Origin of the sequence: Brucella sp. NBRC 12953, from assembly GCF_040369775.1 — a bacterium.
GTDB lineage: Bacteria > Pseudomonadota > Alphaproteobacteria > Rhizobiales > Rhizobiaceae > Brucella > Brucella pseudogrignonensis.
Window position 1 is genome coordinate 185,144 of the sequence record NZ_BAABSV010000004.1, and the last position, 25,851, is coordinate 210,994.

The following is a 25,851-nucleotide window of genomic DNA, read 5'->3' on the forward strand; positions in this document are numbered from 1 at the left end:
TCAATTCTTCCAATAACCAGATCCAACGATCACATAGATATGAAAAAAGCCCCCATTTGCTGCCGTTGACGGCAAGCCATGCTGGCGTTATTAATTGCAAATAATTCGCAATTGCATTTTGAAAGCTTAACGCATGGCATTTAAGATGGCTCCGCGGGGAAGTACGCCCCCCGCTCCGCAAGACGTTACATTTGAAGGTTGGCGTCGTGATCGGGGCGAAGCCTCGATGTCCGATGTACACCGGTCTATCCGGGTAAACCGATCCGGTTCAAAACTTCGCCGCGCAATGGCTTTCTTTGGCCCCGGTTATCTTGTCGCCGTAGGCTATATGGACCCCGGCAACTGGGCCACCTCGCTCGCAGGTGGCTCCCGCTTCGGCTATATGCTGCTGTCGGTCGTGTTGATTTCAAATCTCATGGCAGTACTTCTGCAAGCACTATGCACCCGGCTTGCGGTTGCAACCGGTCGCGATCTCGCTCAAGCCTGCCGCGATGCCTATCCACGCTTTCTCGCCTGGCCTTTGTGGTTTTTGGCAGAACTTGCCATCTGCGCCACCGATCTTGCCGAGGTTATCGGCACGGCAATCGGTCTCAATCTGCTTTTCGGCATTCCGCTGGAAATCGGCGTCATCATTACCGCCGCAGACGTGCTTCTTGTTCTCTATCTCCAGAACAAGGGCTTTCGTCGGGTCGAAGCGCTCATCATCACGCTGCTCGGCGTCATTGCGCTCTGCTTCCTGATCCAGATTTTGATGGCTGAACCCAAGTGGGGCGAAGTGATCCGCGGCTTTGCGCCAACCACAGAAATCATCCGCAATCCGGATATGCTCTATATAGCATTGGGCATTATTGGTGCGACCGTGATGCCGCATAACCTCTATCTGCATTCCGGCATCATTCAGACACGCGATTACGGGCATACTTTGCCGGAAAAGCGCGAAGCAATACGCTTTGCAACACTCGACTCGACGATTGCCCTTACCTTCGCACTGCTGGTCAATGCATCGATCCTGATTTTGGCCGCAGCAAGCTTCAATGCGACAGGCAATACCACCGTCGAAGATCTCGACAAAGCCCATGCCTTGCTCAACCCGTTGCTCGGTTCCGCTCTGGCGCCAACACTGTTTGCAATTGCGCTGCTATGCTGCGGGCTTAATTCGACCATCACGGCGACCATGGCTGGTCAGATCGTGATGGAAGGCTTTATCGATATCAAACTGAAGCCCTGGTTGCGTCGCGCAATCACCCGCTTCGTCGCTATCGTGCCAGCAGCTATAGTGACGATCATGTACGGCTCGCAGGGCACGACGGAACTTCTGATCCTGTCGCAGGTGGTGCTCAGTCTTCAGCTGCCCTTTGCCATTATCCCGCTCGTGATGTTCACAGCAGAAAAGAAAAAGATGGGCGCGCTGGTGGCGCCGCGCTGGGTAACAATCCTTGCGGCAGTTACCGCTGCCATCATCGTCGTGTTGAACATGAAACTCATCTACGACTTCTTCACAGGCGTACCGATTTGAGACGGCACAGCGGCTTTCCAACCCGGAAAGCCGCTGCTTTTTTACTTGACCGCTGAATTGCCACCGTCAGCATAAAGCGCTGAACCGGAAACAAAGCTCGCCATTGGCCCTGCAAGAAACAGTGCCGCCTGAGCAATTTCTTCGGGCTGCGCAATCCGTTTCATTGCATGAAGGCCCGCCGCCCACTCTTTCTGCGTATCACTGCCTGCCATCGGCGTATCGACACCGCCCGGCAAAAGCGCGTTGGCTCTGATGCCTTGCGCGCCATAATCTGCGGTGATGCCCTTCACCAATCCCATCAACCCAGCCTTTGCGGCACCATAGAGTGACATTCCAGGAATGCCGACACTGGTGCCAACAAAGGTCGATGTAAAAATGATCGAACCGCCGCCGGACTTGAGCATGAATGGTATCTGCGATTTCGCGCCGAGAAATGCCGATGTCAGATTTCCGGCAATCACCTTGTTCCAATCATCAAGGCTTGCTTCTGTCATCGGTCCGATGGGGCCGACAGTACCAGCATTGTTAAAAGCAATATCAAGACGACCGAACTCACTTTGCGCAACGGCTATGAGTTTCTCATGTGTTTCAGCTCGTGAGGCGTCGCCAGCAACATAATGTGCTTCTCCGCCAAGCTCTTTGATAGCTTGCGCTACTGGCACCAACCCCGCCTCATTGCGGGCATTTAGAACGATAGCTGCACCTTGCGCGGCAAACAGCATTGCCGTAGCCCGCCCTATTCCCGACGACGCACCGATAATGATTGCGACCTTATCTTTTAAGCTCGACATGGAAACCTCCTTGATTGGGAAGTTCCGCAATAGATGTGCAACAAAAACACAACTATCCGTTTCCTGCGATCAAACAGAAATGGGGAAGGATAAAGTGTCAGTCGGTCTGTAAGCCGGGTTCTGTATGGCCGGACTTGCGTCCAACGTGGCAGCCATTCATCTGGGACGGATGTCGCCACCCGCCTCTTGCAACCCACCCGGACGGCTGATCCGGAAACTGATTGCCGGTTCTTGCGAACCGGCGCGCCGTCCCTATTCGGTTTTGCTCCCAATGGGGTTTACCGTGCCGCCTGTGTTGCCACCGGCGCGGTGGGCTCTTACCCCACCCTTTCACCCTTACCCCGTCATCCCTGCCGCTTGACCAAGTGGTACGGAAGACGGGGCGGTCTACTCTCTGTGGCACTGTCCCTGGGGTCGCCCCCGCCGGGCGTTACCCGGCATCGTGTTTCCATGGAGCCCGGACTTTCCTCACCTGCCGCCTTTCGGCATATGACAAGCGCGGCTGCCCGACCGACTGACGGGCGCGTATATAGCACGATCATGCCAAGTGGGAACCGGGTTTCGAAAAAATCTATGCAAAACAGAAAAGCCGGCAGCGAAACCGCTACCGGCTTTTCGTTTACATCATCGGTTTGGAACTCTACGCAACCGACAACATAAATTCAGAGCCTATCCCGAAAAGGGCTAAACGACTTTCAGGATAGGCGTCAGAACAAATATTAAAGGCCAGCCATGTAGGCCTTAACCGAGCTGCAATATTTTGCAGAGGTTGGGTTCATGCGCTTTGCACCATGACCGGCATTGTACTTGAGGATCGTGCCGCAGGTGCTGCCGCCGCCGAGCTTCTGTGCCATTGCAAGATACTTCATGCCAAACTGGATGTTGGTCGAAGGCTCATAGAGGCCCTTTGCAGAACCGGTATAACCGAGGCCACGAGCCGTCGAGAGCTTGATCTGCATCAGACCGATTTCACCAGCCTTGCCGCGAACATTTGGCTGGAAATTGCTTTCGTGACGAACAACCGCATGGGCGAGCGACGAAGGCACACCGTAGGTCGCTGCATAGCGATTGATAATCTGGGAGTAGCCGGTACCGCTCTTCACGGACTTTGACGTCTCACCGCGAGACTTGGACCGCTTCGCGCTCTTTGCCGTTGGTGCGGCACGCTTTGTGATGACCGAAGCCTTCTTCGCGGTTTGCTTGCGTTCTGTCTGGGCTGAGCGTGATGACTGTTCAGACTTGTTGGTTTCAGCAGCCTTGTTCTGGGCGCGAGCCTTCAGAAGATCTGCCAGATTGGTTGGTTCGTTGACTGGCGCACTCATTGCAGAATTAAGGCCAAAAGAACTCATGGCGCCAATCAGGGCGCATACAACAACAAATTTTACTTTCATAACCTACCGTCTTGGATCGTTTTTTATGGGGCTTTGCTGGTCTTGGGGGCAGCAGAGCCGTTTGAATTATGATCCCGCATGACTGGCCAAAACCCGCCCGTCGCCGCTGGGAATGCCAGATCATTTGCTGGGGAAATGCAGCCGAAGATTGGTTGGGGAAGTAAATTAGTCTTACAGGTTGTAATAAAGACTGTCACATTTCGTGATACGCGCCATGGTGGAAAAATACCATCGCCAAAAGGTGTAATCGTTCTAATTTAATGAAATTACTACAGAAATATGAAACCTCAAGCTATCACGCATAAGCATGAAATCTCATGCTCATGCGGTAACATTTTGTAGGGAAAAAATAAGCCTGTAGAGGGTATCTATAGTAGATACGTCCGCTACACCGTCCACATTTTGTGTCCGAAAATGCCGCTGAAACGCCTTAATTACGGTCTCGGTAGCCTCATCGAACACACCGTTGATCTCGATTTTATATCCGTAAAGTGCCAGCATGGACTGCAAAGCTTCGACCGGTTGCCCTTGCTCGCCACGCGCGAGAAAGCGTCCGCCCCGGACAGCAGTGGGTTCGATAAGATGACCAATCCCTGCGGCATGAAGCTTCTTCCACGGGAAGTTGTGCCCCGGATCTGTTTTACGCTCTGGTGCGATGTCCGAATGCGCGAGTACGTTTTCGGGACGGATTTCATATCGGCTACATATGCTGCGGCAAAGCTCGATTACTGCTTCAATCTGACGGCCCGCAAAAGGCGGATAATTTTCGAGATTGCCCGGATTGACGATTTCGATCCCAATTGATGCTGAATTGATATCGGTCTCGCCCTTCCAGAAGCTCTTTCCTGCGTGCCATGCGCGCGCCTTTTCCGACACCATCTGCACTACGCGGCCATCTTCATGAACCAGATAATGTGCCGACACTTCCATCTCAGGCGACTTGAGAATATCAACCGCCTCCTGAGCCGTCGCGAGGCCCGTATAATGCAGGATCAGATAGGTTGGTGTCTTGCCGTCCTTGCGAATGCCGAAATTCGGCGACGCATCAATCGAGGCCGCTGGATAATCGGGCCTATCCAAAACAAGTGTCGCCAGGATTTCTGCTTCTGATACGTCTGCGCTGCTCATGCGGCTTCCAATTGTTTTTCTACGCTTGCCCAGGCTGCATTGATGGCAGCAAGGCGTGTATTTGCGATCTTTATAAATTCCAGCGGAAGACCTTCCGCAACAAGCCGGTCAGGATGGTGCTCTTTCACCAATGAACGGTAGCGCTTGCGCGCATCCTCAAACGACACACCGCGAACAAGCCCGAGGATGGCATAAGGATCACCCTCTCCGCGATTGACATGGCGGAGTGCGATGCGCTCGAAGCCTTCCTCGTCATAACCGAAAATCTCAGCAACGCTCGCAAGGAACGCCATTTCCTTGTCATGCACATAGCCGTCAGCGGTCGCGATATGAAAAAGACCGTCGAGAATATCTTCAAGCAGATGACAATTATCGTCGCCTTCGCGGCAAAGACCTGCCAGCTGACGCGCGTAGCTTTCATAGCCCGCCACATCCTGCTGAGCGAGATTATAGAGACGAACCACATGGGCGTGCTCTTCTGGCGGCACTGAAAAAATGCTCTGGAACGCCCGAAACTCATCCTGCGTCACCACACCATCCGCTTTTGCCATTTTTGCAGACAGCGCGATCATGGCAATGGAAAATGCAACGCGACGACGCGTATCTGCATCGCCCTCAAAAACCGTGCGCACGGCTTCGATAACGCTGGAAATAGCGTTCAGCGTTACAGAGGTGACGAACTCACCGATGCGGACCCAGATCGACATGAATCGTTTCTATATAATTCCGTAAAGGCTGGAAACAACAACCCGTTGCAATCGACGAAAAAACAATAATTTAGAAAAATATCGCTGCCTGTGAAGACGATTATTGCGCGGCCTGACGAGCCTCAAACGACTGCTGTGCAGCACTCGCCGCCGCTTCGCCTGCGGCCTGTGCCTGCTCAACGCTCTGACCCACAGCTTTGGCTGCAGCTTCGGCATTGGTGCGCGCACGCTCAATCGCTGCAGCCTTTTGTTCGGGAGTTATGACGCCAGCATTATCCTGCAAAGCCTTCATTAAATCTGGTCCAGCCTGTGTATCACTGGATGGGGCTGGAGCAGATGTGTTTTGCTCTGGCTGAGCTGGAGCAGCAGCCTGCTCGTCCTCTCCTTTGCCGCAAGCAGCAAGGGCAACCAGAACAACAGCGGAAATCAAAAACAAAAAATGACGGCTCATAACAAAAGCCATAACCGAAGAAAGCCTGCGTTTGAACATGGAAAACGCAGTCATACTGTCTTTATTGACGACTACTGCAGAGTTATCCATCAACTTTGCTCCTTTCGGGGAAAATGGCGGCCTGCAAAACAGACCGCCATTCAGCCGCGAACTGATCGCGGTTCACATAAACCAACTGCAATTTAATTTGCAGGAGGTGTACCCGTGCCCGGTGTCGATGGTGCCGGTGCTGGGGTCGACGGAGTCGTTGTTGTATCGTTATTTGCCGGCGCTGATGGCGCAGGGGTGGACGGCGCACTATTCGTATCTTTCGAATTGTCGCTGCAGGCAGCAAGTCCGAGGAACGATACGGCAGCTACCGCACTTACCAGAAACTTTTTCATAATGGCTCTCCTTCCCTAAAAATCAGCGCTGCGGGGATTTAGCCAACGCTGCTTTGGTTTTCCGTGTCTGATCGGTTCATCCGATCAATCACCTACGAAGACAGTCGCCACATCGCTCTTTAGTCCCCGGCGATGCTTTACGACGATGCCAACGTCACAACAAAAAACGGCGAGCATGCGGAAAGGTTCTCTCAAATAGTCTTACTGCTCGTAACAAAACGCCATAATAACAAAGTTTTAACCATGATTTTCCCGTAAAACTGCCGTCACGCCCCTGTCACTGGCAGATGTTTAACTTGCGCAAGCAAGGTCGGATTCGCCTTTAAAACTTCGCGCATCTTGCCCGAACCAATTCAGAATTCGGAATGCGCTCAATAAACGGGGAGCATGGCATGACAGGACAAGACGCCAACGGAACGATCCTTCAACGCGCCGTCACACAAAATCATGCGCTCTCACGACAGGGCTTTTCAGAGCGTCTTTTTGCCTGGTTGTTTAAGGGGCTGGTGTATCCACAAATCTGGGAAGACCCGGAAGTCGACATGGTTGCGCTCGCCATTCAGCCCGGCCATCGTATCGTGACCATCGCGTCAGGCGGCTGCAACGCGCTTTCCTACCTGACCGCCGATCCGGCTCGCGTCGAGGCCGTCGATCTTAACCGTGCGCATGTGGCGTTCAATCGCCTGAAGCTCGCAGCACTCAAGCACCTGCCCGATTATGCCACCTTTTATCGCTTCTATGGTAAGGCTGATGACAAGGCCAATCTCGCAGCCTACCAGCGCTTTATCCGCCCGCATCTTGATCAAGAAAGCCGCGCCTACTGGGAAAAACGCAAACTGAGTGGCCGCCAGCGCATCTCAATCTTCTCGCGTGATCTGTATCGTCACGGCCTTCTGGGTGTCTTCATCGGCATGGGGCACCGCGTTGCCCGCCTTTATGGCATTGACCCGCGTGACATTCTCAAGGCACGCACAATGGAAGAGCAGCGGACATTCTTCGATACAGCACTCGCACCCTTGTTTGAAAAACGCATGGTACGCTGGGCCACCGCTCGTAAATCATCGTTGTTTGGCCTTGGCATTCCGCCGCAGCAATATGATGCGCTGGCAACCGCCGGTAATGGCGACATGGCTTTCGTCCTTCGTGCACGCCTTGAAAAACTCGCCTGCGCCTTTCCGCTGACTGAAAATTATTTCGCCTGGCAGGCCTTCGGACGTGGCTATAGCGGCAATGAGGAAACCGGCCCCCTGCCGCCCTATCTCTCTCGCGCCAATTTTGAAACCGTGCGCGCCCGCGTGGACCGCATGACGGTTCAAAACGCCAACTACACCGAGTTCCTTGCACAGAAGCCAGCCTCATCCGTGGATCGCTATATTCTGCTCGACGCACAGGACTGGATGAATGACGGCCAGCTCAACGCGCTCTGGAGCGAAATCACACGCACAGCAGCGCCCGGTGCCCGCGTCATCTTCCGCACGGCAGCAGAACCAAGCCTGCTTCCGGGCCGTGTTGATCCGTCAATCCTGGCCCATTGGGATTACCGCGAAGATGAATCGCGCGCGCTACATGATCGCGACCGCTCTTCTATATATGGCGGCTTTCACCTCTACACATTAAAGGACGCTTGATATGGGCGTTAATCCATTGGGCAGTCGCGGACGGGCTCAGGGCATCGATCATGCCAGCCTGATGGACCGGGTTTATAAGCGGCAACGGCATTTTTACGATGCAACGCGCAAATATTATCTCCTTGGCCGCGATACAATGATCGCTGGCCTCAATGTTCCGTCCAATGGCCATGTTCTCGAAATCGGTTGCGGCACAGGCCGCAATCTCGTCAAGACCGCCCAAGCCTACCCGGACGCAAAACTGTTTGGCATCGATATTTCAGCGGAGATGCTGGAAACGGCCCACAGTGCGGCTGAGCGGGCCGGGATTGCCGAGCGCACCAGCCTCGAACGCGCCGACGCCACGCATTTCAACCCCGAAGCGCTTTTTGGTCAAAGCGATTTCGACCGTATCTTCATTTCCTATGCCGTTTCGATGATCCCGCAATGGCAACCTGTTATCCGGGAAAGCATTCGCCACCTCAAAGCGGGTGGCGAACTTCACATAGTCGACTTTGGAGATCAGCAAGGTCTGCCCTACTGGTTTAAGAAAGCACTTTTCACCTGGCTTCGCTGGTTCCATGTGACGCCTCGTAGTGATCTCTTCACTGTCGCAGACCACATGGCCGCGGAACAAGGCGCCATATCAAGACACAAAGTGCTCTATCGCGGCTTTGCATGGATCGCGACCATCCGCGCCGAATAAGCCGCAACTGGTGCGACACAATCTATTTCCCGCAAAGTTTTGCCCGCTGACTGATGACGTCAGCATCGGGATCGCGTAACCCTTGTTAAGATTGATTCGCGACACCGGGACCACTGTATGAACCGTATGGCCAACCGCAGCATTCTAGCCCTTGGCATGTTACTTCTAGCCGGCTGCACCACAGTCGACTACGACTTCGCCGACGTTAAAAAGTCGGGCAATTCGATGCAGCAGATGGCGCGCCCGACAGGAGCCGTCAATGCACCGCGGTTCGGTGATCGAAAACCGTTTGAATGGACGGGCCGCACACCGTGGCATTATCCAATCCATGGTACGGATGTTTCAAAATATCAGGTCGATGTTGATTGGAATGCGGTACGCCGCAGCGGCATTTCGTTCGCCTTCATCAAGGCAACAGAAGGCGGCGACCGCTTTGATGACCGTTTCACCGAGCATTGGAACGGCGCGAAGCAGGCTGGCATTCCGCGCAGCGCCTATCACTTCTATTACTTCTGCCGCCCAGCCATCGAACAGGCACGCTGGTACATTCAGAATGTTCCGCGCGATCCGAACGCACTGCCTCCTGTTCTCGATATGGAATGGAACGCAAGTTCGCCGAGCTGCAAGCTAAGGCCAAATGCGGTCGTGGTGCGCAAGGAAATGAAGATTTTCCTTGATGCCGTCGAAAAGCACTATGGCAAACGACCGATCATCTACACAACGGTCGACTTCTTTGATGAAAACGACCTCAACCAGATGCGTGAATATCCGTTCTGGCTGCGATCCACGGCTGGGCATCCTACAGAAAAATACGGGCCGCATCCTTGGACCTTCTGGCAATATACGGGTACGGGAACCATTCCGGGCATCAAGGGTGACGCAGATATCAATGTGTTTGCCGGCAGTGCCAGTGCATGGAAAAAGTGGCTGGAAAGCAACAAGGTCCGTTAACTCGGCATCAAATGAGAACTCACGCTAAGTTTCGCTTCATTTCCATGACGTGATGAGGCAATAGCTTTTGGAAATAAATGGGGAAGTTCTTTCTCTTTTAATTGTGAGTTCTCTCGATGAAACTTATCGCTTCAGTGATGGCTGCCGCTTTACTGGCATCAACTGCAATTTCTCCCGCGCTCGCCTCTCCGGGCCCGGATGCCGCAACCAATGCGGCCAATCTGCCCAAGCCGGAATGCGAGATCGATTACGGTCAGTGGATGGATAATCTGACCAAGGAAGCACGCGAAGCAGGCGTGGGTGAAAAGGGCATTGCCGAACTGCACAAGGCAATGCTCGAGCAAAAAGTTCTCGACCGCGACCGCAAACAGACGGTCTTCAACCTGACATTCACCGAATTCTCCAAGCGCTTGATTTCTGAAGCGCGCCTGAAGAACGGCCAGAGCAACCTCGTCAAATATGCCGATGTGTTCAAGAAGGTCGAAGACACTTACGGCGTGCCGGGTCCGGTTCTTGCAGCCTTCTGGGGGCTTGAAACCGATTACGGCGCCATTCAGGGTGATTTCGACACGCTGAACGCGCTTGTGACGCTTTCCTACGACTGCCGCCGCCCAGAGCTCTTCCGTCCTCAGTTGATCGCCCTTCTCAAGCTTTTTGATACCGGTGTTGTCGATGCGGCAACGACAGGTGCATGGGCTGGCGAAATCGGCATGATGCAGCTTCTGCCGAAGGATTATCTTGAGCGCGGCGTTGACGGCGACGGCGACGGCAAGGTCGACCTCAAGAACAGTGTGCCTGATGCGATGATGACGGCAGGCCGCATGATTTCCGAACTCGGCTGGAAACGCGGCGAGCCTTGGCTCGAAGAAGTACGCATCACCAAAGACCTGCCGTGGGAAGAATCCATCCGCACCAATCGCAAGCCGCATTCATGGTGGGCTGAACAGGGTGTCGTGGGTCTCAAGGGACCGCTTGGCCCTGATGATGGCGATGCATCACTCCTACTGCCGTTGGGCCGCAAGGGACCAGCATTCCTGTCTTATGCAAACTTCGATGTTTTCGTGGAGTGGAACAAGTCGATTGTTTACGCGACCACGGCTGCTTATTTTGCCACTCGCCTTGCAGGTGCTCCAGCCTTCAATCCGGGCAACCCTGATCAGGGCTTGACGCAGGAACAGATGAAGGAACTGCAGAACAAGCTTCAGGCTCGTGGCTATGATATGGGCAAGATTGATGGTGTCTTCGGCGTATTGACCCGCGATGCAGTCCGCACCGAACAGCTGCGTCTTGGAATGCCAGCTGATTCCTGGCCAACTCCAGAGCTGCTTGAAAAGCTCTGACTCTGAATGAATCCAAGGCGCGGATAACCCCGCGCCTTTTTAGTTCTAGAGTATTTCCAGCAAAAGCGGGAACCACTCTATCGTTGCAAGTGATCCCGCCATGCTCTCGACTCTGATCGTCGTCCTGCCCGTATTCGCCCTGATTTTCTCAGGTTGGCTTGCGTTCAAGCTGAAAATATTGGGCCCACATGCAATTGCGGAACTCAATCGCTTTGTCGTCTATCTCGCATTGCCGGCCCTGCTATTCGACATCATGGCCAACACGCATGGCAGCGAACTTTGGCAACCGGGCTTTATCGCCGTGTTTCTGCTCAGCAGCGCCATCGCCTTTGCCCTGCCCTTCATTATCCGCCTGCGCGGCAAGCAGCCGCTCGCAGACAGCGCCATCGATGGCCTTAATGCAGCCTATCCCAATACGGGCTATATGGGCATTCCGCTTTCGATGATTGCATTTGGTTCAGGCGTACTCGCTGCAACTACGATCACCATCATCATCACCGTTTGTGTGACCTTCGCTTTCGCCATTGTCCTGATCGAGATCGGCCTGCAAACAGAGAAGAAGCCGCTGCATCTAGTGTGGAAGGTTACGCGTTCGCTGATCCGCAATCCGCTGCTCGTAGCACCATTCCTCGGAATGCTGGTGCCTGTAACTGGCTTTACCATTCCTGCACCTGCCGAAACTTTCCTGAAGATGTTGGGCGGCGCTGCCTCTCCTTGCGCGCTGGTTGCGCTTGGGCTTTTCCTTGCCCAGCCCCGAAAGATCGAGCGGGAAAGCATCAATGCCATCGCTTTTCTTGTCTCGGTCAAGCTCATCGTCATGCCGCTCGCCACATGGCTGCTTGCAGTCTATGTGTTTAAACTGCCGCCGCATCTGGCACAAAGCGCGACTTTGCTCGCCGCACTCCCCGCTGGCACCGGACCCTTCATGCTGGCCGAACATTACCGTCGTGAGGCAGCAATTACGTCGAATGTAATTCTCTATTCGACAACGATTTCGGTCGTGACTCTGTCCGTTTTTCTGGCGTTTATCAGCTGAAACGCCCCAAAAATTGTGTCAAAACCACCTTCAAAATTGGCGGTTTCGTGGCATTTTCATGAAATGTGAACAAAATTTTACAGTTAAAAATTTCAATGACTTAGGTGGTAAACAGAAGGTTTTTTCCACGATCACCGCATATTGCAGCAAGAAATCTTCTTTTGTTTGAGGCCTTTTGCGCTTAAATTCAGGTTCTCTACCAGCGCGCATTCGACTTCGTCGGATGCTTAGAAGGAGACAGACCAATGGGACTTACGCGATCTTTGAATGTCCTCATGATCTGTGCAGCATTTGCATTTGTTGCAGCGTTGATAGCAGGCGTTATTCCCTGATTGGGAACAGCCTAAGCCATTAGACGGCATCGGTTTTTGAGGATGAACCTATCCGTTTCACTTAAAGGAAAAGCCCGGTTTCAGACCGGGCTTTTTTCATTTCAGGCGACTTCCAACTGGGCTTCAGTTTTAGGCCGAATACCAATCATATGGCAGATCGCGTATGGAAGGTCAGCTCGGTTCATCGTGTAGAAATGGAAGTCCTGCACGCCGCGTTCAATCAGATCCATGACCTGTTCGGCAGCAATGGCTGCTGCAACAAGCTGATGCGTCTGCGGGTCATTATCCAGCCCGTCAAAGCGCTCTGCCAGCCATGCCGGAATATGCGTTGCTGAACGCGCGCAGAAATTGCGAACCTGCTTGAAATTATGGACCGGCAGAACACCTGGAACGATCGGGATATAGATACCCGCACGGCGCACACGCTCGACATAACGCTCATAAAGGTCGTTATCGAAGAAGAACTGCGTGATGGCGCGCGTTGCGCCATTATCGACCTTGCGCTTGAGCATATCGATATCGGTCGCAAAATCCGGGCTTTCCGGATGCTTTTCTGGATAGGCCGAAACAGAAATGTCGAAGTCAGCAAGCTTACGCAGACCACCGACGAGCTCAGCGCCATTCTGATAGCCGCCCGGCGTCGGAACATATTTCTCGCCGATACCGGCAGCCGGATCACCACGCAGCGCTACGAAGCGATTGACGCCAAGTGCTGCGAACTCCTGCGCCACGCGATCAACTTCCTCACTGGTCGCATCGACACAGGTGAGATGCGCAGCAGGCTGGACATCTGTTTCTTTCAGAATACGTGCAACCGTGCGAATCGTGCGCTCACGCGTAGAACCACCCGCACCATAGGTCACGGAGACAAATTCCGGCTTTAGCGGCGCAAGCCGCGTTACCGTCTCCCACAGGCGCTGTTCCATTTCTTCCGACTTGGGCGGGAAGAATTCGAACGAAACCCGGGTGGTCTGGCCGATATCTGGTCGGCGGGAAAGACCATAGAAACCCATCAAACTGTCTCCGTCATGCTTTCATTGCGCGAAGCCGGATCAGCAATCAGCACACGCGGATCACGGGCAAGCCAGAGCTTTACCGTCAATCCGTCATCGCCATTGGCAACCTTCGGCCCCAATTCAGTCGTTGTGTCGGGCTCAAGCCCTGTTTCTTTCAACCAGCCGAGCATCTGCTCATCGCTGAAGCCAAGCCTCAAATGCGCGTGTTCTTCGCGCAGAAACTCAAGCTTATGCGGTGCAAAATCGACAATCAGCAGCCGCCCGCCAGGGCGCAGCGCACGCGTTGCCTCGCGAATAGCAGCCTGCGGATCATCAAGAAAATGCAGAACCTGATGGATGGTTACGAGATCGAAATTCTCACGTTCGACGGGCAGCGCATAAACATCGCCCTGCCGCACTTGCGCATTGCTCACCGTTGCAAGGTCAAGATTGGCACGCGCCACGGCAAGCATGTCGCGATTGATATCGATGCCAAGGCCGCGGGAATAAAGCGGTGAAAACAGTTCCAGCAGCCGACCGGTGCCCGTGCCAACATCAAGCATCGCTTGAAATGGCTTATCACCCACAATGGTCTTGAGCGCCGCTTCCACGGCATTCTCAGACACATGAAGCTTGCGAATTTCGTCCCAGCTTCCGGCATTCGCACTGAAATAGGCCGCAGCCTTTTCCTGACGATTGGATTTGACCTGTGAGAGGCGCTCCAGATCACGCTCAATCAGCGCATCCGTCGCATCGAGCCGGATGAGAAGATTGCGTGCAACCTCGCCGCACAGCGCATTATCGGAAAGCCGGAAATAGGCCCAGGCACCTTCCTGATAACGGTCGATCAGATCAGCTTCACCGAGCAGCTTGAGATGGCGCGACACGCGCGGCTGCGACTGGCCAAGAATTGTGGTCAGGTCAGACACCGTCAAATCGCCCTTGGAAAGAAGCGCAAGGATGCGTAAGCGGCTTGGCTCGGCCACCGCTTTTAAAACATCCACCATCTGATCAAGCTGCAAACGCAATCCGCAACCTCCACGCTCTAAAACATATAAAGATATGTTTATGTGAATTACGATAATGACGCAAGCAGTTTTCGCAAACCCATACACAGCAAAACTGTCACCCGGTTCGGGTAGCCGTTTGAGCAGAATGGTAGCTGGGTTATGATTATATCGAATCTTGCTGCAGGCAGGAAAGGAAGACGGCCATGGGTGCAAGCACTGTACGACAGAAGGCAATTGCAAAATCGCTCACGCTTTTGCTTCCCGCGGTCCCCTATTCAGATTCAGAGCCAATCCGAGCTGCAGCACTTGCGCCTCATATGAAGACACTCCCACCCTCGGTGGCCGTCTGGCTTGCAACGGTTGCGCATGTCCGCCACGCGCATACCGACTATGACACTCTGCGCGATGACGGATACGATAAGGATTCAGCGCGTTTCTTTGTACTGGATGACATCAACAAAAAGCTAACCGAATGGCGCGCCACACGTCTCGTCACCGCGGATGATGATGAGAAGGTAGAAATGTAAACGCCGCCCGAAGGCGGCGTCTAACACGTTCAGGTATCAGTGGGTTCCGTGACCCTGCAAATAACCGTGTTTGCGCGGATCAGGCATGACCAGACCGACGATGAACACGATCACCATCATGATGGTCACGTACCAGAAGAACCCGCTTTCAAAGCCGGCCTTCTTGAACCATAGCGCCACATATTCGGCAGTACCGCCGAAGATTGCATTGGCAATGGCGTAGGAAAAACCTACACCCAAAGCACGCACTTCAGCCGGAAACAGTTCCGATTTCACGATGCCGCCAATCGACGTGTACATGCTCACAATTGCCGAAGCGATGGCGATATAGACAAATGCCATTGTCGGGCTTTGCACAGAGCCAAGCACTGTGAGCAAAGGAATAGTCGTCAACACCGATACGCCGCCAAAGGCGATCATCATCGGTTTGCGACCAACCTTGTCGGAGATATAGCCAAACAGCGGCTGCATGAGCATGAATGCAAACAGCGCGACCGTCATAACCTCGCTGGCCGTTTCCTTGTTCATACCGGCGGTATTGACCAGATATTTCTGCATATAGGTCGTGAACGTATAGAAGGTCAGCGAGCCGCCAGCCGTGAAGCCCACAACGACCAGAAATGCCTTGCGGTGATGCTTCCAGATCGTCGCAAAACTACCTGCAGCCTTGCTGTTACGTGACTCTTCGGTGGAGGTTTCGTGCAGTGTACGGCGCAGATAAAGCGCAACGATTGCAGCCAGACCGCCAATAGCAAACGGGATACGCCAGCCCCATTCATGCAGCTGTTCTGGAGTCAGGAAGAACTGCAGAATTACCAGCACCAGAACAGCAAGAAGCTGACCGCCAATCAGCGTCACATACTGGAACGACGAGAAGAAACCGCGACGCCCGGCAAGAGCCACTTCACTCATGTAAGTGGCAGTGGTGCCATATTCTCCGCCAACCGACAGGCCCTGCAACAGTCGCACCAGCAAAAGAAGAAGCGGTGCCCAAAGGCCGATGGACTCATAGGTCGGAAGGATAGCAATAGCAAAAGAACCAAGACACATCATGCTGACCGAAATCAGCATAGAAGTACGGCGACCGAGCTTGTCCGCGAGCCGACCAAACAGCCAACCGCCAATCGGGCGCATAAGAAAACCGGCTGCAAAAATGGCCGCCGCGTTCAGCAGCTGACTGGTCTGATCTTCAGCCGGGAAAAACTGTGATGCAAAGTAAAGTGCGCCGAAAGAATAGACATAGAAGTCGTACCATTCGACCAGATTGCCGGAGGCGCTCGCAACGATCGCATAAATCCGGCGGCGCGTATCGTGAGCGTCATGTTTCTCTTCGATCTCACCATTGGCATCGCTGTGCATTTCTGCATTGCTCATTCTGAAACTCCCGATAGCAGCCGAAAACGGGGAAACGACTGCATGATCACTTGCCTTGCTTGGGAGAGAGCAAAACCAGTAATCGTTGATCTCTAAATCAATATATTCGGCAGGTCGGTCGGGCCTCAGATTTCAGTCTGCAAGTCTGCATGGTTCGACCAAAAGCCGCACAGTCTCTGAAGCTAACCTTGACGCAACATCTTTGAAAAACAGATGTCACCACTCCCAATCAAGCGATCCCAGCGGGCATCAAAAATTGTTTGGAATTACCTCCGATATCGCAAAATCATAGGAGCAATATCGTTTGTATGCAATCTATTATCATGCACTACTATTGGATTAGAAACTCTTCAGCAGGCACATAAGCATTTGAAGTTTAAATATTTTACCGGATAAGCGATTTGCAGACCCGGTAAAATCTTTGTGAAAGACGGTCTCCGCAACAGACGAGAGAAGACTCGCTAAAGCGTTTTGTTATTTTCTGGCAACGATGAAAATTCGTGGGAAGCGCAGCAGCACACGACCATCATTCAGCGTTGGATAGAATTCCAGAAGACGCGATTTGTATGCTTTCAAAAATTCGCGCTGCTCATCATCATCCAATGGATCAAGGAAGGGACGCAAACCGGTGGATTTCACCCACTCAATGATAGCGTCCACATCAGCCAGCTGATGATTGTAAACCACATGCCAGATATCAACACGGGAAGCATGATCAATCAGCGCGTTGTAATAATCGGCGACAGGCGGCAGAGGACCCCTTCCCTTATTGCCAATCTTCACGGCGAAGGGCTCGGACCTGGCAACTTCACGCATCAATACGTGGGTTGGCTCTGCCATATTATCCGGCATTTGCACCGCGAGATAAGCGCCAGTCCGGAGCTGCGACAAAAGCCTTTGCATCTGCTCTTTATGATCAGGAATCCACTGAAAAACCGCATTGGAAAACAGCACATCCGTCTCAGCGTCAGGCCCAAACTTCGTCAGGTCACCCAGAGAAAAATCAACCTGTGGCAAGCGCTGCTTGGCTTTCTCGATCATATCCGGCGACGTGTCGAAACCCGAGATTCTTGCATTCGGCCAACGATTGGCGAGAAGCTCGGTGGAGTTTCCGGGACCGCAACCGATATCGACCACCTTGCGCGGACTATCGATCATAATCTGCGCTAGAAGATCAGCTGCCGGGCGGCTACGTTCATCTTCAAACTTCAGATATTGCTTTGCGGACCAGTCTTTCATTTTCCACTCCTCATTACACCCTCACAATTCGTGAGAGTTAAGCACATGCGGTCAAACAAAAAGGCCGGTGCGATGCACCGGCCTTTGATTTCTTAGCGCGTCAGCGGCTTGTAGGTTACCCGCTTCGGATTGACGCTTTCAGGTCCAAGACGGCGGACCTTGTCAGCTTCGTAATCCTCGAAGTTGCCTTCGAACCATTCAACATGGCTATCGCCTTCAAAAGCGAGGATGTGCGTTGCCAGACGATCGAGGAACATACGATCGTGGGAGATGATAACAGCGCAGCCAGCATACTTTTCAAGCGCATCTTCGAGCGCTGCCAGCGTTTCCGTATCAAGATCGTTGGTTGGTTCGTCGAGGAGCAGAACGTTGCCGCCTGCCTGAAGCATCTTGGCAAGGTGCACGCGGTTACGCTGACCACCGGACAGATTGCCAACCTTGGCCTGCTGATCGCCGCCCTTGAAGTTGAACGCACCGCAATAAGCGCGGGAGTTCATTTCAAACTTGCCAAGCTTGATAATGTCGTTGCCGCCAGAAATTTCTTCCCAGACATTCTTGTTTGGGTCGAGGTGATCACGGCTCTGATCGACGTAACCAAGATGAACCGTATCGCCGATGCGGATCGAACCGGAATCCGGCTTTTCCTGACCCGTAATCATCTTGAAGAGCGTCGACTTACCGGCACCGTTTGGACCGATAACACCAACGATACCACCCGGAGGCAGCTTGAAGGTAAGGTTTTCAATCAGCATACGGTCGCCAAACGATTTGGTCAGACCTTCTGCTTCAATAACCACCTGACCAAGACGCTCACCAGCCGGGATCAGAATCTGGGCATCGCCCGGACGCTGATTATTGGCAGCTTCGACCAGCTGGTCATAGGCCTTGATACGTGCCTTCGACTTGGACTGACGCGCTTTCGGGCTCGCAGCAATCCACTGGCGTTCACGCTCAAGCGCCTTCTGACGGGAATCGTCTTCACGGCCTTCCTGAATCATGCGCTTGGACTTGGCTTCCAGATAGGCAGAATAGTTGCCTTCATAAGGAATGCCGCGACCGCGATCGAGTTCGAGAATCCAACCCGTGACATTGTCGAGGAAGTAGCGATCGTGCGTGATGAGCAGGACAGCGCCTTCGTATTCACGCAGATGCTTTTCCAGCCAAGCGGTGGTTTCAGCGTCAAGGTGGTTGGTCGGTTCGTCGAGCAGCAGCAGATCAGGCTTCGAAAGAAGCAGCTTGCAAAGTGCCACACGACGACGCTCACCACCGGAAAGCTTGGTGACATCAGCATCAGCTGGCGGGCAGCGCAGAGCTTCCATCGCCATTTCAACCTGACTGTCCAGATCCCAGAGGTTCTGGCTGTCGATAACGTCCTGAAGAGCCGCACCTTCGTCTGCGGTTTCATCAGAATAATTCATCATCAGCTCATTATAACGGTCGAGAATAGCTGTCTTGTCAGCCACACCTTCCATCACATTGCCGAGTACGGTCTTTTCAGGATCAAGATGCGGTTCCTGAGCAAGATAGCCACAAGTCGCACCTTCAGCGAGCCATGCCTCGCCGGTATAATCCTTGTCCATACCGGCCATGATCTTAAGGATCGTCGACTTACCGGCGCCGTTTGGACCAAGAATACCGATCTTCGCATCTGGATAGAATGACAGGTGAAGGTTTTCGATAACCTTCTTAGCGCCGTAGGCCTTATTCAGCCCGGACATATGATAGATGAATTGGCGTGCCATAAAGCGCGTCGTCTCCACGAGTTAGAGAGCGTGTACGACTATTCGGTCGAACCGCAGATAAAATTCTGAAGGCTATGTAGGCGAAATAGAGCGCGGAAGCAAATATCATCGCGCAAAGTCCAAATGGAAATATGCCTTGATAAAATGAAACCGGGCGCGGATATTTCCGTCACCCGGTTTCCCCTCTGGCCACTATTCGAGAAAGTATCCTCCCTTTCACCGAATAGCCTGCTAGTTATGCCTTAACGACTGGAATTCGACGCCCCTGAATTCTCTTCAAAACTCCGTCCATATCCCCTGATAAAGATAGATTTGCCTAGGATTTCGCGGTTTTCAAGCGGAATTTTCTCAAAAATTGCAAATGCCTAAAATTAGTTCATTCAACCTTTGGATGCCTTTTTTAAAGACGCTACCAAAAGACAATTTGACTATTTGCGCAGCATAAATTCAGATGATCCCATGTCATTTGAAACCATCAATCGCTTGCCCCTCTCAGACGGAACCGATCTGCCATACCGTCAGTCGCTGTCCGCTGCGCAAGACGCCCCAAAGGCTATCGTGCACATCTGCCATGGTCTTGCCGAACATTCGGCTCGTTATGCGCGCTTCGCAAAGGCGCTTAATCAAGCGGGCTACCACGTCTATGCACATGATCACCGTGGTCATGGTGCAAACATAAGTCCTCATGCACCAAGAGGAATGTTTGCACAAAAAGGCGGCCAAAGAGTGGCCATCGACGATATTCTCGCACTAAACCGCCATATTCATGCAGCCTATCCCGGCGTGCCTGTGGTTTTGTTCGGGCACTCGATGGGTGGACTTATCGCACTGAACTATGCGCTTGCACATTCAGATACCATCGATGCAGCTGCAGTCTGGAATGCCAATTTCAATGGCGGCATCGAAAACAGTGCTGCCATGGCGCTGCTGAAGGCGGAGCGGATGTTCAAGGGCTCCGACGTTCCAAGCTCTATTCTGCCGAAGCTCACCTTCCGCGCATGGGGAGCATCCATTCCCGGCCATAAAACGGCTTTCGACTGGCTCTCGCGCGATCCGGCAGAGGTTGAAGCCTATGTGAATGATCCGCTCTGCGGCTTCGACGCGAGTGTTGCACTGTGGATCGACGTCTTTCGTATGATGAAAGCTGGTGCAACCGACAGCAATTTTGCGGGTATCCGCAAAGATTTGCCTTTCAATCTGGTTGGAGGCACTCAGGATCCTGCAACAGACAAGGCCAAAGCGACGCGTAAACTTGCGGACAGAATGCAGGGCATGGGCTTCAGCAAGGTCACTTGCACGATTTACCCCGGCACGCGCCACGAAAGCCTCAATGACATCAACCGGGATGAAGTGACGCAGAATTTTCTGGATTGGCTTGCAGAGGTACTTCCGTCTGGACATATGTCGGAGTAAAAGCGGCTGATAAACAACTATCCGGTCCAACTCACGATTTCTTGAAACACTTGGTTTGCCCGGCAATCAATGTTATGGAGCCCGCCTTGCGCGCTACAGGGCACCTGTACTGAGATATTAAGCACACGATTTTACGGCAAATGCGCAAGGAATGAAGGAAGCTCCGCTTGGCAACACCAACGATTTCTGTGGTCATCCCCTGCCGCAATGAGGCCGACAATCTCGCTTTTCTACTCGACGAAGTCGATAGCGCTATGCTGGGTCGCGCGTATGAAGTGATTGTCGTTGACGATGGTTCGACAGATTCCACCAGCGATGTGCTGGCTGGTCGCATCCATGCAGGCAAGCCGCTGCGCCATATCCGCCACGACCGTTCATCCGGACAGAGCGCTGCATTGCGCTCCGGTGTTTTCGCAGCTCGTGGCCAGATTGTTGTGACGATGGACGGCGACGGACAGAATAATCCGGCCTATCTGCCAGCACTTGCAGACGCTTTGATCAATGCAGGCCCGGCTTTTGGTATCGCCGCCGGTCAGCGTCTCAAGCGCACCGACACCAAACTCAAGCAGCTTTCCTCACGCTTTGCCAATAATCTGCGCGGCGCGATCCTGAAGGACAAGACACGCGATTCCGGTTGTGGTCTCAAGGCACTGCACACTGAACTTTTCCGACAGTTGCCATTTTTTGACGGCTGGCATCGTTATCTGCCAGCGCTGGCCCTGCGTGAAGGCTTTGATGTCGTCCACATCGATGTCACCGACCGCGAACGCCGCCATGGCAAATCCAACTACGGCATTCTCGACCGTGGCCTGCGCGGCATTCTCGACCTTTATGGCGTATGGTGGCTGCGCAAGCGTCGCAAGGTTGTGCCGCGCGTGACGGAGATTACCCATGACTGATATTTTCAACAGCCTCGCTCAATGGCTGCACGATGTGTTCGTCGCACAATGGGACGGCTGGATCATTCTAGGCTTTATCGCACAGGCCTGTTTCACCATGCGCTTCGTCGTGCAGTGGCTGGCATCTGAAAAGGCCAAGAAAAGCGTTATGCCGGTGGCATTCTGGTTCTTTTCGCTGTTTGGCGGCGCGTTGCTGCTGATTTATGCGATCCAGCGCAAGGACCCGGTCTTCATCGCTGGACAGGCTCTGGGCCTTATCGTTTACGTCCGCAATCTCTGGCTGATTGCCAACGAGAAGAAGCGCGTGGCAGCGGCTGACTAGTTCGCTGTTCACAGCTCAAAATCAAAACGCCGATCTGATGAGTTCAGATCGGCGTTTTTGTTTTAGCTACTGGATTTTTAGAGTCCGCCCCACTGAGCGATAATCAAGTCCGGTTCCGGCCACATCATCGGCTTTATAGACATTGCGAAGATCAATCAGCACATTGCCTTCCATCGCATTGGCGACACGCTTCAGATCCAATGCGCGATAGGCATTCCATTCGGTGAGCAGCGCCACAACGCCTGCGCCTTTTGCGGCCTCATAAGCGGAGCTGCACCAGATCACATCCGGCAATACTGCCTTTGCAGCATCCATGGCTTCGGGATCATGTGCACGAACAGAGAGGCCTGCCTTCTGGATAGCCGCAATGATATCGAGCGACGGCGATTCACGAATATCGTCAGTGTTCGGTTTGAAGGCGACACCAAGCACGGCAACCGTATTCGCGCCGCTTTCGCGAGCCGCTGTAACGATACGCTCTGCCATTGCTTGCTTGCGCGCCTCATTGACCGAAATCACTTCCTCGATCAGCGACTGCGGCGCATCGTATTTCTTGCCGGTTGCAGCAAAGGCGCGTGTGTCCTTCGGGAAGCAGGAACCGCCAAAGCCCGGGCCAGCATGGAGGAATTTCGAACCGATGCGGTTATCCATGCCGATGGCGCGCGCGACTTCCTGCACATTGCCGCCGGTCTTTTCGCAAAGATCGGCTACCTGATTGATGAAAGTCACCTTCATCGCAAGAAAAGCGTTGGCCGCATATTTGATGATTTCCGCGTTCTCCAGCGACGTGACCACCATCGGCGTTTCACGCAGATAAAGCGGACGATAAAGCCGCTGCATCGCAGCCTTACCACGCTCATCATCAACACCGACGACAACGCGATCAGGGCGCATGAAATCTTCAATCGCAGAGCCTTCACGCAGGAATTCAGGATTTGAAACCATCGAAAAGGCAACGCCCGGACGCGCTTGCGCGATACGATCACGAATGCGCGCATTGGTGCCAACAACAACGGTCGATTTAATGACGACCACCGCCCCCGGCTTCATGGCCGCAGCAATTTCATCAGCAGCAGCTTCAATATATTGCAGATCGGCTTCGCCATCGCCACGCCGCGACGGCGTGCCAACGGCGATCAGGATGACATCGGCATCGGCAACGCTGGTCGCCAGATCGGTGCTGAACTCCAGCCGCCCGTCACGAATATTCCGGCCCATAAGCTCATCAAGCCCCGGCTCGAAAATCGTAACCTTACCCGCTTCAAGCCGTTCGATGATCGACGGATTCTTGTCGACACAGGTGACGTGAAAGCCAAATTCGGCAAAACACACGCCCGAAACCAGACCCACATAGCCCGTCCCGATCATCGCCAACTTCATATGTTTAGACCTTTTTGTTCATCGCAAGCCTGCTGAACCAGTTGAGATTTCGGTTATGGCCTGTCTAAAATGTTGGTTTTCGAGACCCGGAGCGCAGCGTACTTTGGGGTACGTGAGCACCGGAGGCTCAAAAACCGACATTTGCAGACGGCCAGAGCCGGAATATCGCTAGGTTCAGAGCCACTTATCATAATCTGATACCAGCAGATGTACTGGCTGTTCGTTTTCTTCAATATTGGAAAAACGTCCGATCGGCTCACGGAAAATATTATCCGTCAGATCGTCGTTCACTGTCGATACTTCACCGATCAGCACATCGGCACCCTCACCCCAAAAAGCGTGCCAGTTGCCCGGCAGAAGCGTGACGCTTTCACCCGGACTCAGCTTCAGATGAGCACCGGCCTTTTGCGTCACGAGACGGCCATCGGTTGCAACCGTTACATCGGTTTCTTCATCGACGCTGCCATCGGCGCGCGAATTGAAGAGTTCCAGTACCAGCGTGCCGCCACCGCGATTAATGATGTCTTCTGCCTTCACCACATGACGATGCATCGGCGAAAGCTGATTCTTGCGCGAGATCATGATCTTTTCGGCATAAAGCATACCGCCACCGCGCTTGAGGTCTTCGGCATTGCCGTTGCGCGTGGTGAAGAGGAACAGACCAAGATCCTCAAACTTGCCCTGACCGTAATCCGTAATGTCCCAGCCAAGACGACCATCGAGAATGGCCTTTGCATCGCTCGAAGTGCGCGTTTTCAGCTCTTCTGGCGACCAATAAGCAAAAGGAGGCATGACGTAGCCAAAGGAACGAATGAAGGCGTCGCTCTCGCGGATAATCTCATTGATTTCTGAACGTTTCATGGCCTCTGAACCTCCCATAGAATGAAACTGAATATATTTCGCAGTTTGGTAACTGCCTTTTTAGCCTCTTGGCAATCCCACAAGAGAGAGTCTCACACAATTGCGAAGTCCGGCATCATTCTCAGCGCGTCATTTTGGAGCATATCCCGAAAAGTATGAAGCGGTTTTCGGGCAAGATACGCGTCTAAACAACGAGTTAGAGCACCGATCAGCTGGACGCTGATCAAAGCCCGCCCTAGCGTGTCGTCTTTACGCGAAAATCATGTCGCATCCCAATGCGCGTTTAGAACATTTCGATGATTGAATCATGACAACGGGAGCCAGTCTGAACATCGGCAGATGAACAGACAAGCCATTGAGATAACGGGAAAAGCCGTGCTTCCGGAGGATTAAGGGAACACCGGATCGGGCCAAGGTCGCTGAGAGAACAGCAAAAGGCCAATCCAACGACAGAACACAGAGGGTTCGAGGCTATGGACGTTCGCAACGAAATGCTGGGGCTTTTGACCGGGCGCGACCCAAATTTCAGCCTGGAGCAGAAATTTTATACTGATCCGGATTTCTACAAGCTTGATCTGGAAAACATCTTCTATCGCGATTGGCTGTTTGTCGGCCACGATTGCGAGCTGCCAAAAACCGGCTCTTACATGACCGTTCAGGTCGGCGCATACCCTGTCGTCATCGTGCGCGATGCTCAGGGCGGCATCCGCGCGTTCCACAATTCCTGTCGCCATCGCGGCTCACGCATATGCTCCGCCGAAAAAGGCACTGCAGCGAAGCTCGTCTGCCCTTACCACCAGTGGACCTACGAACTCGATGGTCGCCTGCTGTTTGCACGTCAGGTTGGCCCGGATTTCAAGCCTGCCGAATATGGTTTGAAGCAGGTTCACTGCGAAAACGTCGCGGGCTATATCTATGTCTGCCTTGCAGACGAAGCGCCGGACTTCAATGGTTTCCGCACTCTCGTCGAGCCTTATCTCGCGCCGCACAATATCAAGGAAGCAAAGGTCGCCTTTGAAAGCTCGATCATCGAGAAAGGCAACTGGAAGCTCGTATGGGAAAACAACCGCGAGTGCTATCACTGCGCGGCCAACCATCCTGAACTTTGCCGCACCTATCCTGAAGCACCAAGCGCTACCGGCGTTCAGGGGGTGATGGAAGACCCGGAAATCAACCAGCTCTGGAAGAACTGCGCCTCCATCGGCCTTCCTGCTGAGTTTAACATGTCGGAAGACGGCCGCTACCGCATCACCCGAATCCCGCTTCTGCGCGATGCAGTAAGCTACACCATGTCGGGCAAACCAGCCGTCAAGAAGCCTTTGAGCGATCAGGTAGCGGGTAACACCAATATCGGCGCTATGCTGCTCTTCAACTACCCATCAACCTGGAACCACCTGATGGTCGATCACGCCATCTCGTTCCGCGTGCTGCCAATCAGCGCCGAGGAAACCATGGTGACGACAAAGTGGCTGGTTCACAAGGATGCGGTTGAAGGCGTTGATTACGACCTCGATGAGCTGACCCATGTGTGGATTCAGACCAATGACCAGGATCGCCAGATCGTGGAAGAAAATGCGGTCGGCATTCGCTCACCCGCTTACCAGCCCGGCCCTTATTCGGTCGAGCATGAAGGTGGCGTGATGCAGTTCCTCGAATGGTACACCAACACTGTCACACCTCGCCTGAAGGGTGAAACGGCAAAGCTTAGCCGCGTCGCATAAACTGTAATACGTATTGAAGAAGTGAGAAG

General features: G+C 53.4%; 23 protein-coding genes, 1 other RNA gene and 1 pseudogene. 11 read left to right on the forward strand and 14 right to left on the reverse strand.

Going from position 1 to position 25,851, the window contains the following annotated elements:
• Positions 1 to 226 precede the first annotated feature (226 nt).
• Complete coding sequence (locus ABWV94_RS11170) at positions 227 to 1,516, forward strand: Nramp family divalent metal transporter (RefSeq protein ID WP_231195821.1); 1,290 nt, start codon at positions 227 to 229, stop codon at positions 1,514 to 1,516.
• A 41-nt stretch (positions 1,517 to 1,557) separates the two neighbouring features.
• Here the strand turns inward: ABWV94_RS11170 and ABWV94_RS11175 are convergent, their stop codons facing one another.
• The 7 genes and pseudogenes from ABWV94_RS11175 to ABWV94_RS11205 form a co-directional block, all read right to left on the reverse strand.
• Entirely contained in the window at positions 1,558 to 2,307 is a 750-nt protein-coding gene (locus tag ABWV94_RS11175; RefSeq protein ID WP_113497982.1) for an SDR family oxidoreductase, read from the reverse strand.
• A gap of 93 nt (positions 2,308 to 2,400) precedes the next feature.
• Positions 2,401 to 2,825: RNase P RNA component class A (rnpB, locus tag ABWV94_RS11180), an RNA gene on the reverse strand.
• A gap of 201 nt (positions 2,826 to 3,026) precedes the next feature.
• The gene (locus tag ABWV94_RS11185) at positions 3,027 to 3,698 is read right to left on the reverse strand and encodes a lytic transglycosylase domain-containing protein (RefSeq protein WP_007875824.1); all 672 of its coding nucleotides are present in this window, start codon (positions 3,696 to 3,698) and stop codon (positions 3,027 to 3,029) included.
• Positions 3,699 to 4,019: 321 nt separating this feature from the next.
• A complete protein-coding gene (locus ABWV94_RS11190; RefSeq protein ID WP_113497980.1) occupies positions 4,020 to 4,826 on the reverse strand; it encodes an N-acetylmuramoyl-L-alanine amidase in 807 nt (268 codons plus the stop codon).
• Positions 4,823 to 5,533: a J domain-containing protein gene (locus ABWV94_RS11195; RefSeq protein WP_007875826.1), complete on the reverse strand. Its 711-nt coding sequence runs from the start codon at positions 5,531 to 5,533 to the stop codon at positions 4,823 to 4,825. The genes ABWV94_RS11190 and ABWV94_RS11195 overlap by 4 nt, the downstream gene beginning before the upstream one ends.
• 100 nt (positions 5,534 to 5,633) lie before the next feature.
• Positions 5,634 to 6,034 (reverse strand): annotated as a pseudogene (locus ABWV94_RS11200) (hypothetical protein).
• Between the two features lie 132 nt (positions 6,035 to 6,166).
• On the reverse strand, positions 6,167 to 6,367 hold the full coding sequence (locus ABWV94_RS11205) for a hypothetical protein (protein ID WP_079212087.1): 201 nt from the start codon (positions 6,365 to 6,367) through the stop codon (positions 6,167 to 6,169).
• A 392-nt stretch (positions 6,368 to 6,759) separates the two neighbouring features.
• Between ABWV94_RS11205 and ABWV94_RS11210 the strand changes: the two genes are divergently transcribed.
• From ABWV94_RS11210 to ABWV94_RS11230, 5 genes are all read left to right on the forward strand, one after another.
• Complete coding sequence (locus ABWV94_RS11210; RefSeq protein ID WP_064320833.1) at positions 6,760 to 7,995, forward strand: BtaA family protein; 1,236 nt, start codon at positions 6,760 to 6,762, stop codon at positions 7,993 to 7,995.
• A 1-nt stretch (position 7,996) separates the two neighbouring features.
• Positions 7,997 to 8,680, forward strand: a complete 684-nt coding sequence (locus tag ABWV94_RS11215; RefSeq protein WP_113497978.1) for a class I SAM-dependent methyltransferase — start codon at positions 7,997 to 7,999, stop codon at positions 8,678 to 8,680.
• Between the two features lie 117 nt (positions 8,681 to 8,797).
• A complete protein-coding gene (locus ABWV94_RS11220; protein ID WP_007875833.1) occupies positions 8,798 to 9,631 on the forward strand; it encodes a glycoside hydrolase family 25 protein in 834 nt (277 codons plus the stop codon).
• A 116-nt stretch (positions 9,632 to 9,747) separates the two neighbouring features.
• Positions 9,748 to 10,971: a lytic murein transglycosylase gene (locus ABWV94_RS11225; protein ID WP_113497976.1), complete on the forward strand. Its 1,224-nt coding sequence runs from the start codon at positions 9,748 to 9,750 to the stop codon at positions 10,969 to 10,971.
• Positions 10,972 to 11,071: 100 nt separating this feature from the next.
• Positions 11,072 to 12,007 (forward strand): AEC family transporter, encoded by a 936-nt coding sequence (locus tag ABWV94_RS11230; protein WP_113497974.1) that lies wholly within the window; start codon positions 11,072 to 11,074, stop codon positions 12,005 to 12,007.
• A gap of 433 nt (positions 12,008 to 12,440) precedes the next feature.
• Here ABWV94_RS11230 and metF read toward each other — a convergent pair whose 3' ends face one another.
• Both metF and ABWV94_RS11240 read right to left on the reverse strand, forming a co-directional pair.
• Entirely contained in the window at positions 12,441 to 13,352 is a 912-nt protein-coding gene (metF, locus tag ABWV94_RS11235; RefSeq protein WP_007875844.1) for a methylenetetrahydrofolate reductase [NAD(P)H], read from the reverse strand.
• Positions 13,352 to 14,341, reverse strand: a complete 990-nt coding sequence (locus ABWV94_RS11240; protein WP_039859954.1) for an ArsR/SmtB family transcription factor — start codon at positions 14,339 to 14,341, stop codon at positions 13,352 to 13,354. The genes metF and ABWV94_RS11240 overlap by 1 nt, the downstream gene beginning before the upstream one ends.
• Before the next feature lie 206 nt (positions 14,342 to 14,547).
• Here ABWV94_RS11240 and ABWV94_RS11245 point away from each other — a divergent pair, with 206 nt between their 5' ends.
• A complete protein-coding gene (locus ABWV94_RS11245) occupies positions 14,548 to 14,871 on the forward strand; it encodes a DUF2293 domain-containing protein (RefSeq protein WP_064320838.1) in 324 nt (107 codons plus the stop codon).
• Between the two features lie 36 nt (positions 14,872 to 14,907).
• Here the strand turns inward: ABWV94_RS11245 and ABWV94_RS11250 are convergent, their stop codons facing one another.
• The 3 genes from ABWV94_RS11250 to ettA all read right to left on the reverse strand — a co-directional run bounded on the left by ABWV94_RS11250 (position 14,908) and on the right by ettA (position 19,226).
• A complete protein-coding gene (locus tag ABWV94_RS11250; RefSeq protein ID WP_112805659.1) occupies positions 14,908 to 16,245 on the reverse strand; it encodes an MFS family transporter in 1,338 nt (445 codons plus the stop codon).
• Positions 16,246 to 16,719: 474 nt separating this feature from the next.
• Entirely contained in the window at positions 16,720 to 17,484 is a 765-nt protein-coding gene (gene tam / locus ABWV94_RS11255) for a trans-aconitate 2-methyltransferase (RefSeq protein WP_353413620.1), read from the reverse strand.
• Positions 17,485 to 17,576: 92 nt separating this feature from the next.
• The gene (gene ettA, locus ABWV94_RS11260) at positions 17,577 to 19,226 is read right to left on the reverse strand and encodes an energy-dependent translational throttle protein EttA (protein WP_007875859.1); all 1,650 of its coding nucleotides are present in this window, start codon (positions 19,224 to 19,226) and stop codon (positions 17,577 to 17,579) included.
• Between the two features lie 459 nt (positions 19,227 to 19,685).
• On the opposite strand from ettA, the gene ABWV94_RS11265 reads away from it, so the two are divergent.
• The 3 genes from ABWV94_RS11265 to ABWV94_RS11275 all read left to right on the forward strand — a co-directional run bounded on the left by ABWV94_RS11265 (position 19,686) and on the right by ABWV94_RS11275 (position 21,860).
• Positions 19,686 to 20,639, forward strand: coding sequence for an alpha/beta hydrolase (locus ABWV94_RS11265; RefSeq protein ID WP_353413622.1), 954 nt, complete (start codon positions 19,686 to 19,688; stop codon positions 20,637 to 20,639).
• Between the two features lie 167 nt (positions 20,640 to 20,806).
• The gene (locus ABWV94_RS11270) at positions 20,807 to 21,538 is read left to right on the forward strand and encodes a glycosyltransferase family 2 protein (protein WP_007875863.1); all 732 of its coding nucleotides are present in this window, start codon (positions 20,807 to 20,809) and stop codon (positions 21,536 to 21,538) included.
• Positions 21,531 to 21,860 carry a lipid-A-disaccharide synthase N-terminal domain-containing protein gene (locus ABWV94_RS11275; RefSeq protein ID WP_007875866.1) on the forward strand — a complete coding sequence of 110 codons (330 nt, stop codon included), beginning with the start codon at positions 21,531 to 21,533 and terminating at the stop codon, positions 21,858 to 21,860. The genes ABWV94_RS11270 and ABWV94_RS11275 overlap by 8 nt, the downstream gene beginning before the upstream one ends.
• A gap of 66 nt (positions 21,861 to 21,926) precedes the next feature.
• Here ABWV94_RS11275 and ABWV94_RS11280 read toward each other — a convergent pair whose 3' ends face one another.
• Together ABWV94_RS11280 and ABWV94_RS11285 are read right to left on the reverse strand one after the other, a co-directional pair.
• Positions 21,927 to 23,240 carry a UDP-glucose dehydrogenase family protein gene (locus ABWV94_RS11280; RefSeq protein WP_113497967.1) on the reverse strand — a complete coding sequence of 438 codons (1,314 nt, stop codon included), beginning with the start codon at positions 23,238 to 23,240 and terminating at the stop codon, positions 21,927 to 21,929.
• 174 nt (positions 23,241 to 23,414) lie between these two features.
• Positions 23,415 to 24,101, reverse strand: a complete 687-nt coding sequence (locus ABWV94_RS11285; RefSeq protein WP_113497965.1) for a D-lyxose/D-mannose family sugar isomerase — start codon at positions 24,099 to 24,101, stop codon at positions 23,415 to 23,417.
• Between the two features lie 473 nt (positions 24,102 to 24,574).
• Between ABWV94_RS11285 and ABWV94_RS11290 the strand changes: the two genes are divergently transcribed.
• Entirely contained in the window at positions 24,575 to 25,822 is a 1,248-nt protein-coding gene (locus ABWV94_RS11290; protein ID WP_113497963.1) for an aromatic ring-hydroxylating oxygenase subunit alpha, read from the forward strand.
• Positions 25,823 to 25,851 lie beyond the last annotated feature (29 nt).

Coding starts and splice junctions, on each gene's coding strand:
- ABWV94_RS11220 (WP_007875833.1), top strand. CDS start 8,798: ATGAACCGTATGGCCAACCGCAGCATTCTAGCCCTTGGCATGTTACTT.
- ABWV94_RS11290 (WP_113497963.1), top strand. CDS start 24,575: ATGGACGTTCGCAACGAAATGCTGGGGCTTTTGACCGGGCGCGACCCA.
- ettA (WP_007875859.1), bottom strand. CDS start 19,226: ATGGCACGCCAATTCATCTATCATATGTCCGGGCTGAATAAGGCCTAC.
- ABWV94_RS11280 (WP_113497967.1), bottom strand. CDS start 23,240: ATGAAGTTGGCGATGATCGGGACGGGCTATGTGGGTCTGGTTTCGGGC.
- ABWV94_RS11185 (WP_007875824.1), bottom strand. CDS start 3,698: ATGAAAGTAAAATTTGTTGTTGTATGCGCCCTGATTGGCGCCATGAGT.
- ABWV94_RS11210 (WP_064320833.1), top strand. CDS start 6,760: ATGACAGGACAAGACGCCAACGGAACGATCCTTCAACGCGCCGTCACA.
- tam (WP_353413620.1), bottom strand. CDS start 17,484: ATGAAAGACTGGTCCGCAAAGCAATATCTGAAGTTTGAAGATGAACGT.
- ABWV94_RS11190 (WP_113497980.1), bottom strand. CDS start 4,826: ATGAGCAGCGCAGACGTATCAGAAGCAGAAATCCTGGCGACACTTGTT.
- ABWV94_RS11240 (WP_039859954.1), bottom strand. CDS start 14,341: ATGGTGGATGTTTTAAAAGCGGTGGCCGAGCCAAGCCGCTTACGCATC.
- ABWV94_RS11265 (WP_353413622.1), top strand. CDS start 19,686: ATGTCATTTGAAACCATCAATCGCTTGCCCCTCTCAGACGGAACCGAT.
- ABWV94_RS11205 (WP_079212087.1), bottom strand. CDS start 6,367: ATGAAAAAGTTTCTGGTAAGTGCGGTAGCTGCCGTATCGTTCCTCGGA.
- ABWV94_RS11285 (WP_113497965.1), bottom strand. CDS start 24,101: ATGAAACGTTCAGAAATCAATGAGATTATCCGCGAGAGCGACGCCTTC.
- metF (WP_007875844.1), bottom strand. CDS start 13,352: ATGGGTTTCTATGGTCTTTCCCGCCGACCAGATATCGGCCAGACCACC.
- ABWV94_RS11225 (WP_113497976.1), top strand. CDS start 9,748: ATGAAACTTATCGCTTCAGTGATGGCTGCCGCTTTACTGGCATCAACT.
- ABWV94_RS11230 (WP_113497974.1), top strand. CDS start 11,072: ATGCTCTCGACTCTGATCGTCGTCCTGCCCGTATTCGCCCTGATTTTC.
- ABWV94_RS11250 (WP_112805659.1), bottom strand. CDS start 16,245: ATGAGCAATGCAGAAATGCACAGCGATGCCAATGGTGAGATCGAAGAG.
- ABWV94_RS11215 (WP_113497978.1), top strand. CDS start 7,997: ATGGGCGTTAATCCATTGGGCAGTCGCGGACGGGCTCAGGGCATCGAT.
- ABWV94_RS11175 (WP_113497982.1), bottom strand. CDS start 2,307: ATGTCGAGCTTAAAAGATAAGGTCGCAATCATTATCGGTGCGTCGTCG.
- ABWV94_RS11275 (WP_007875866.1), top strand. CDS start 21,531: ATGACTGATATTTTCAACAGCCTCGCTCAATGGCTGCACGATGTGTTC.
- ABWV94_RS11170 (WP_231195821.1), top strand. CDS start 227: ATGTCCGATGTACACCGGTCTATCCGGGTAAACCGATCCGGTTCAAAA.
- ABWV94_RS11245 (WP_064320838.1), top strand. CDS start 14,548: ATGGGTGCAAGCACTGTACGACAGAAGGCAATTGCAAAATCGCTCACG.
- ABWV94_RS11195 (WP_007875826.1), bottom strand. CDS start 5,533: ATGTCGATCTGGGTCCGCATCGGTGAGTTCGTCACCTCTGTAACGCTG.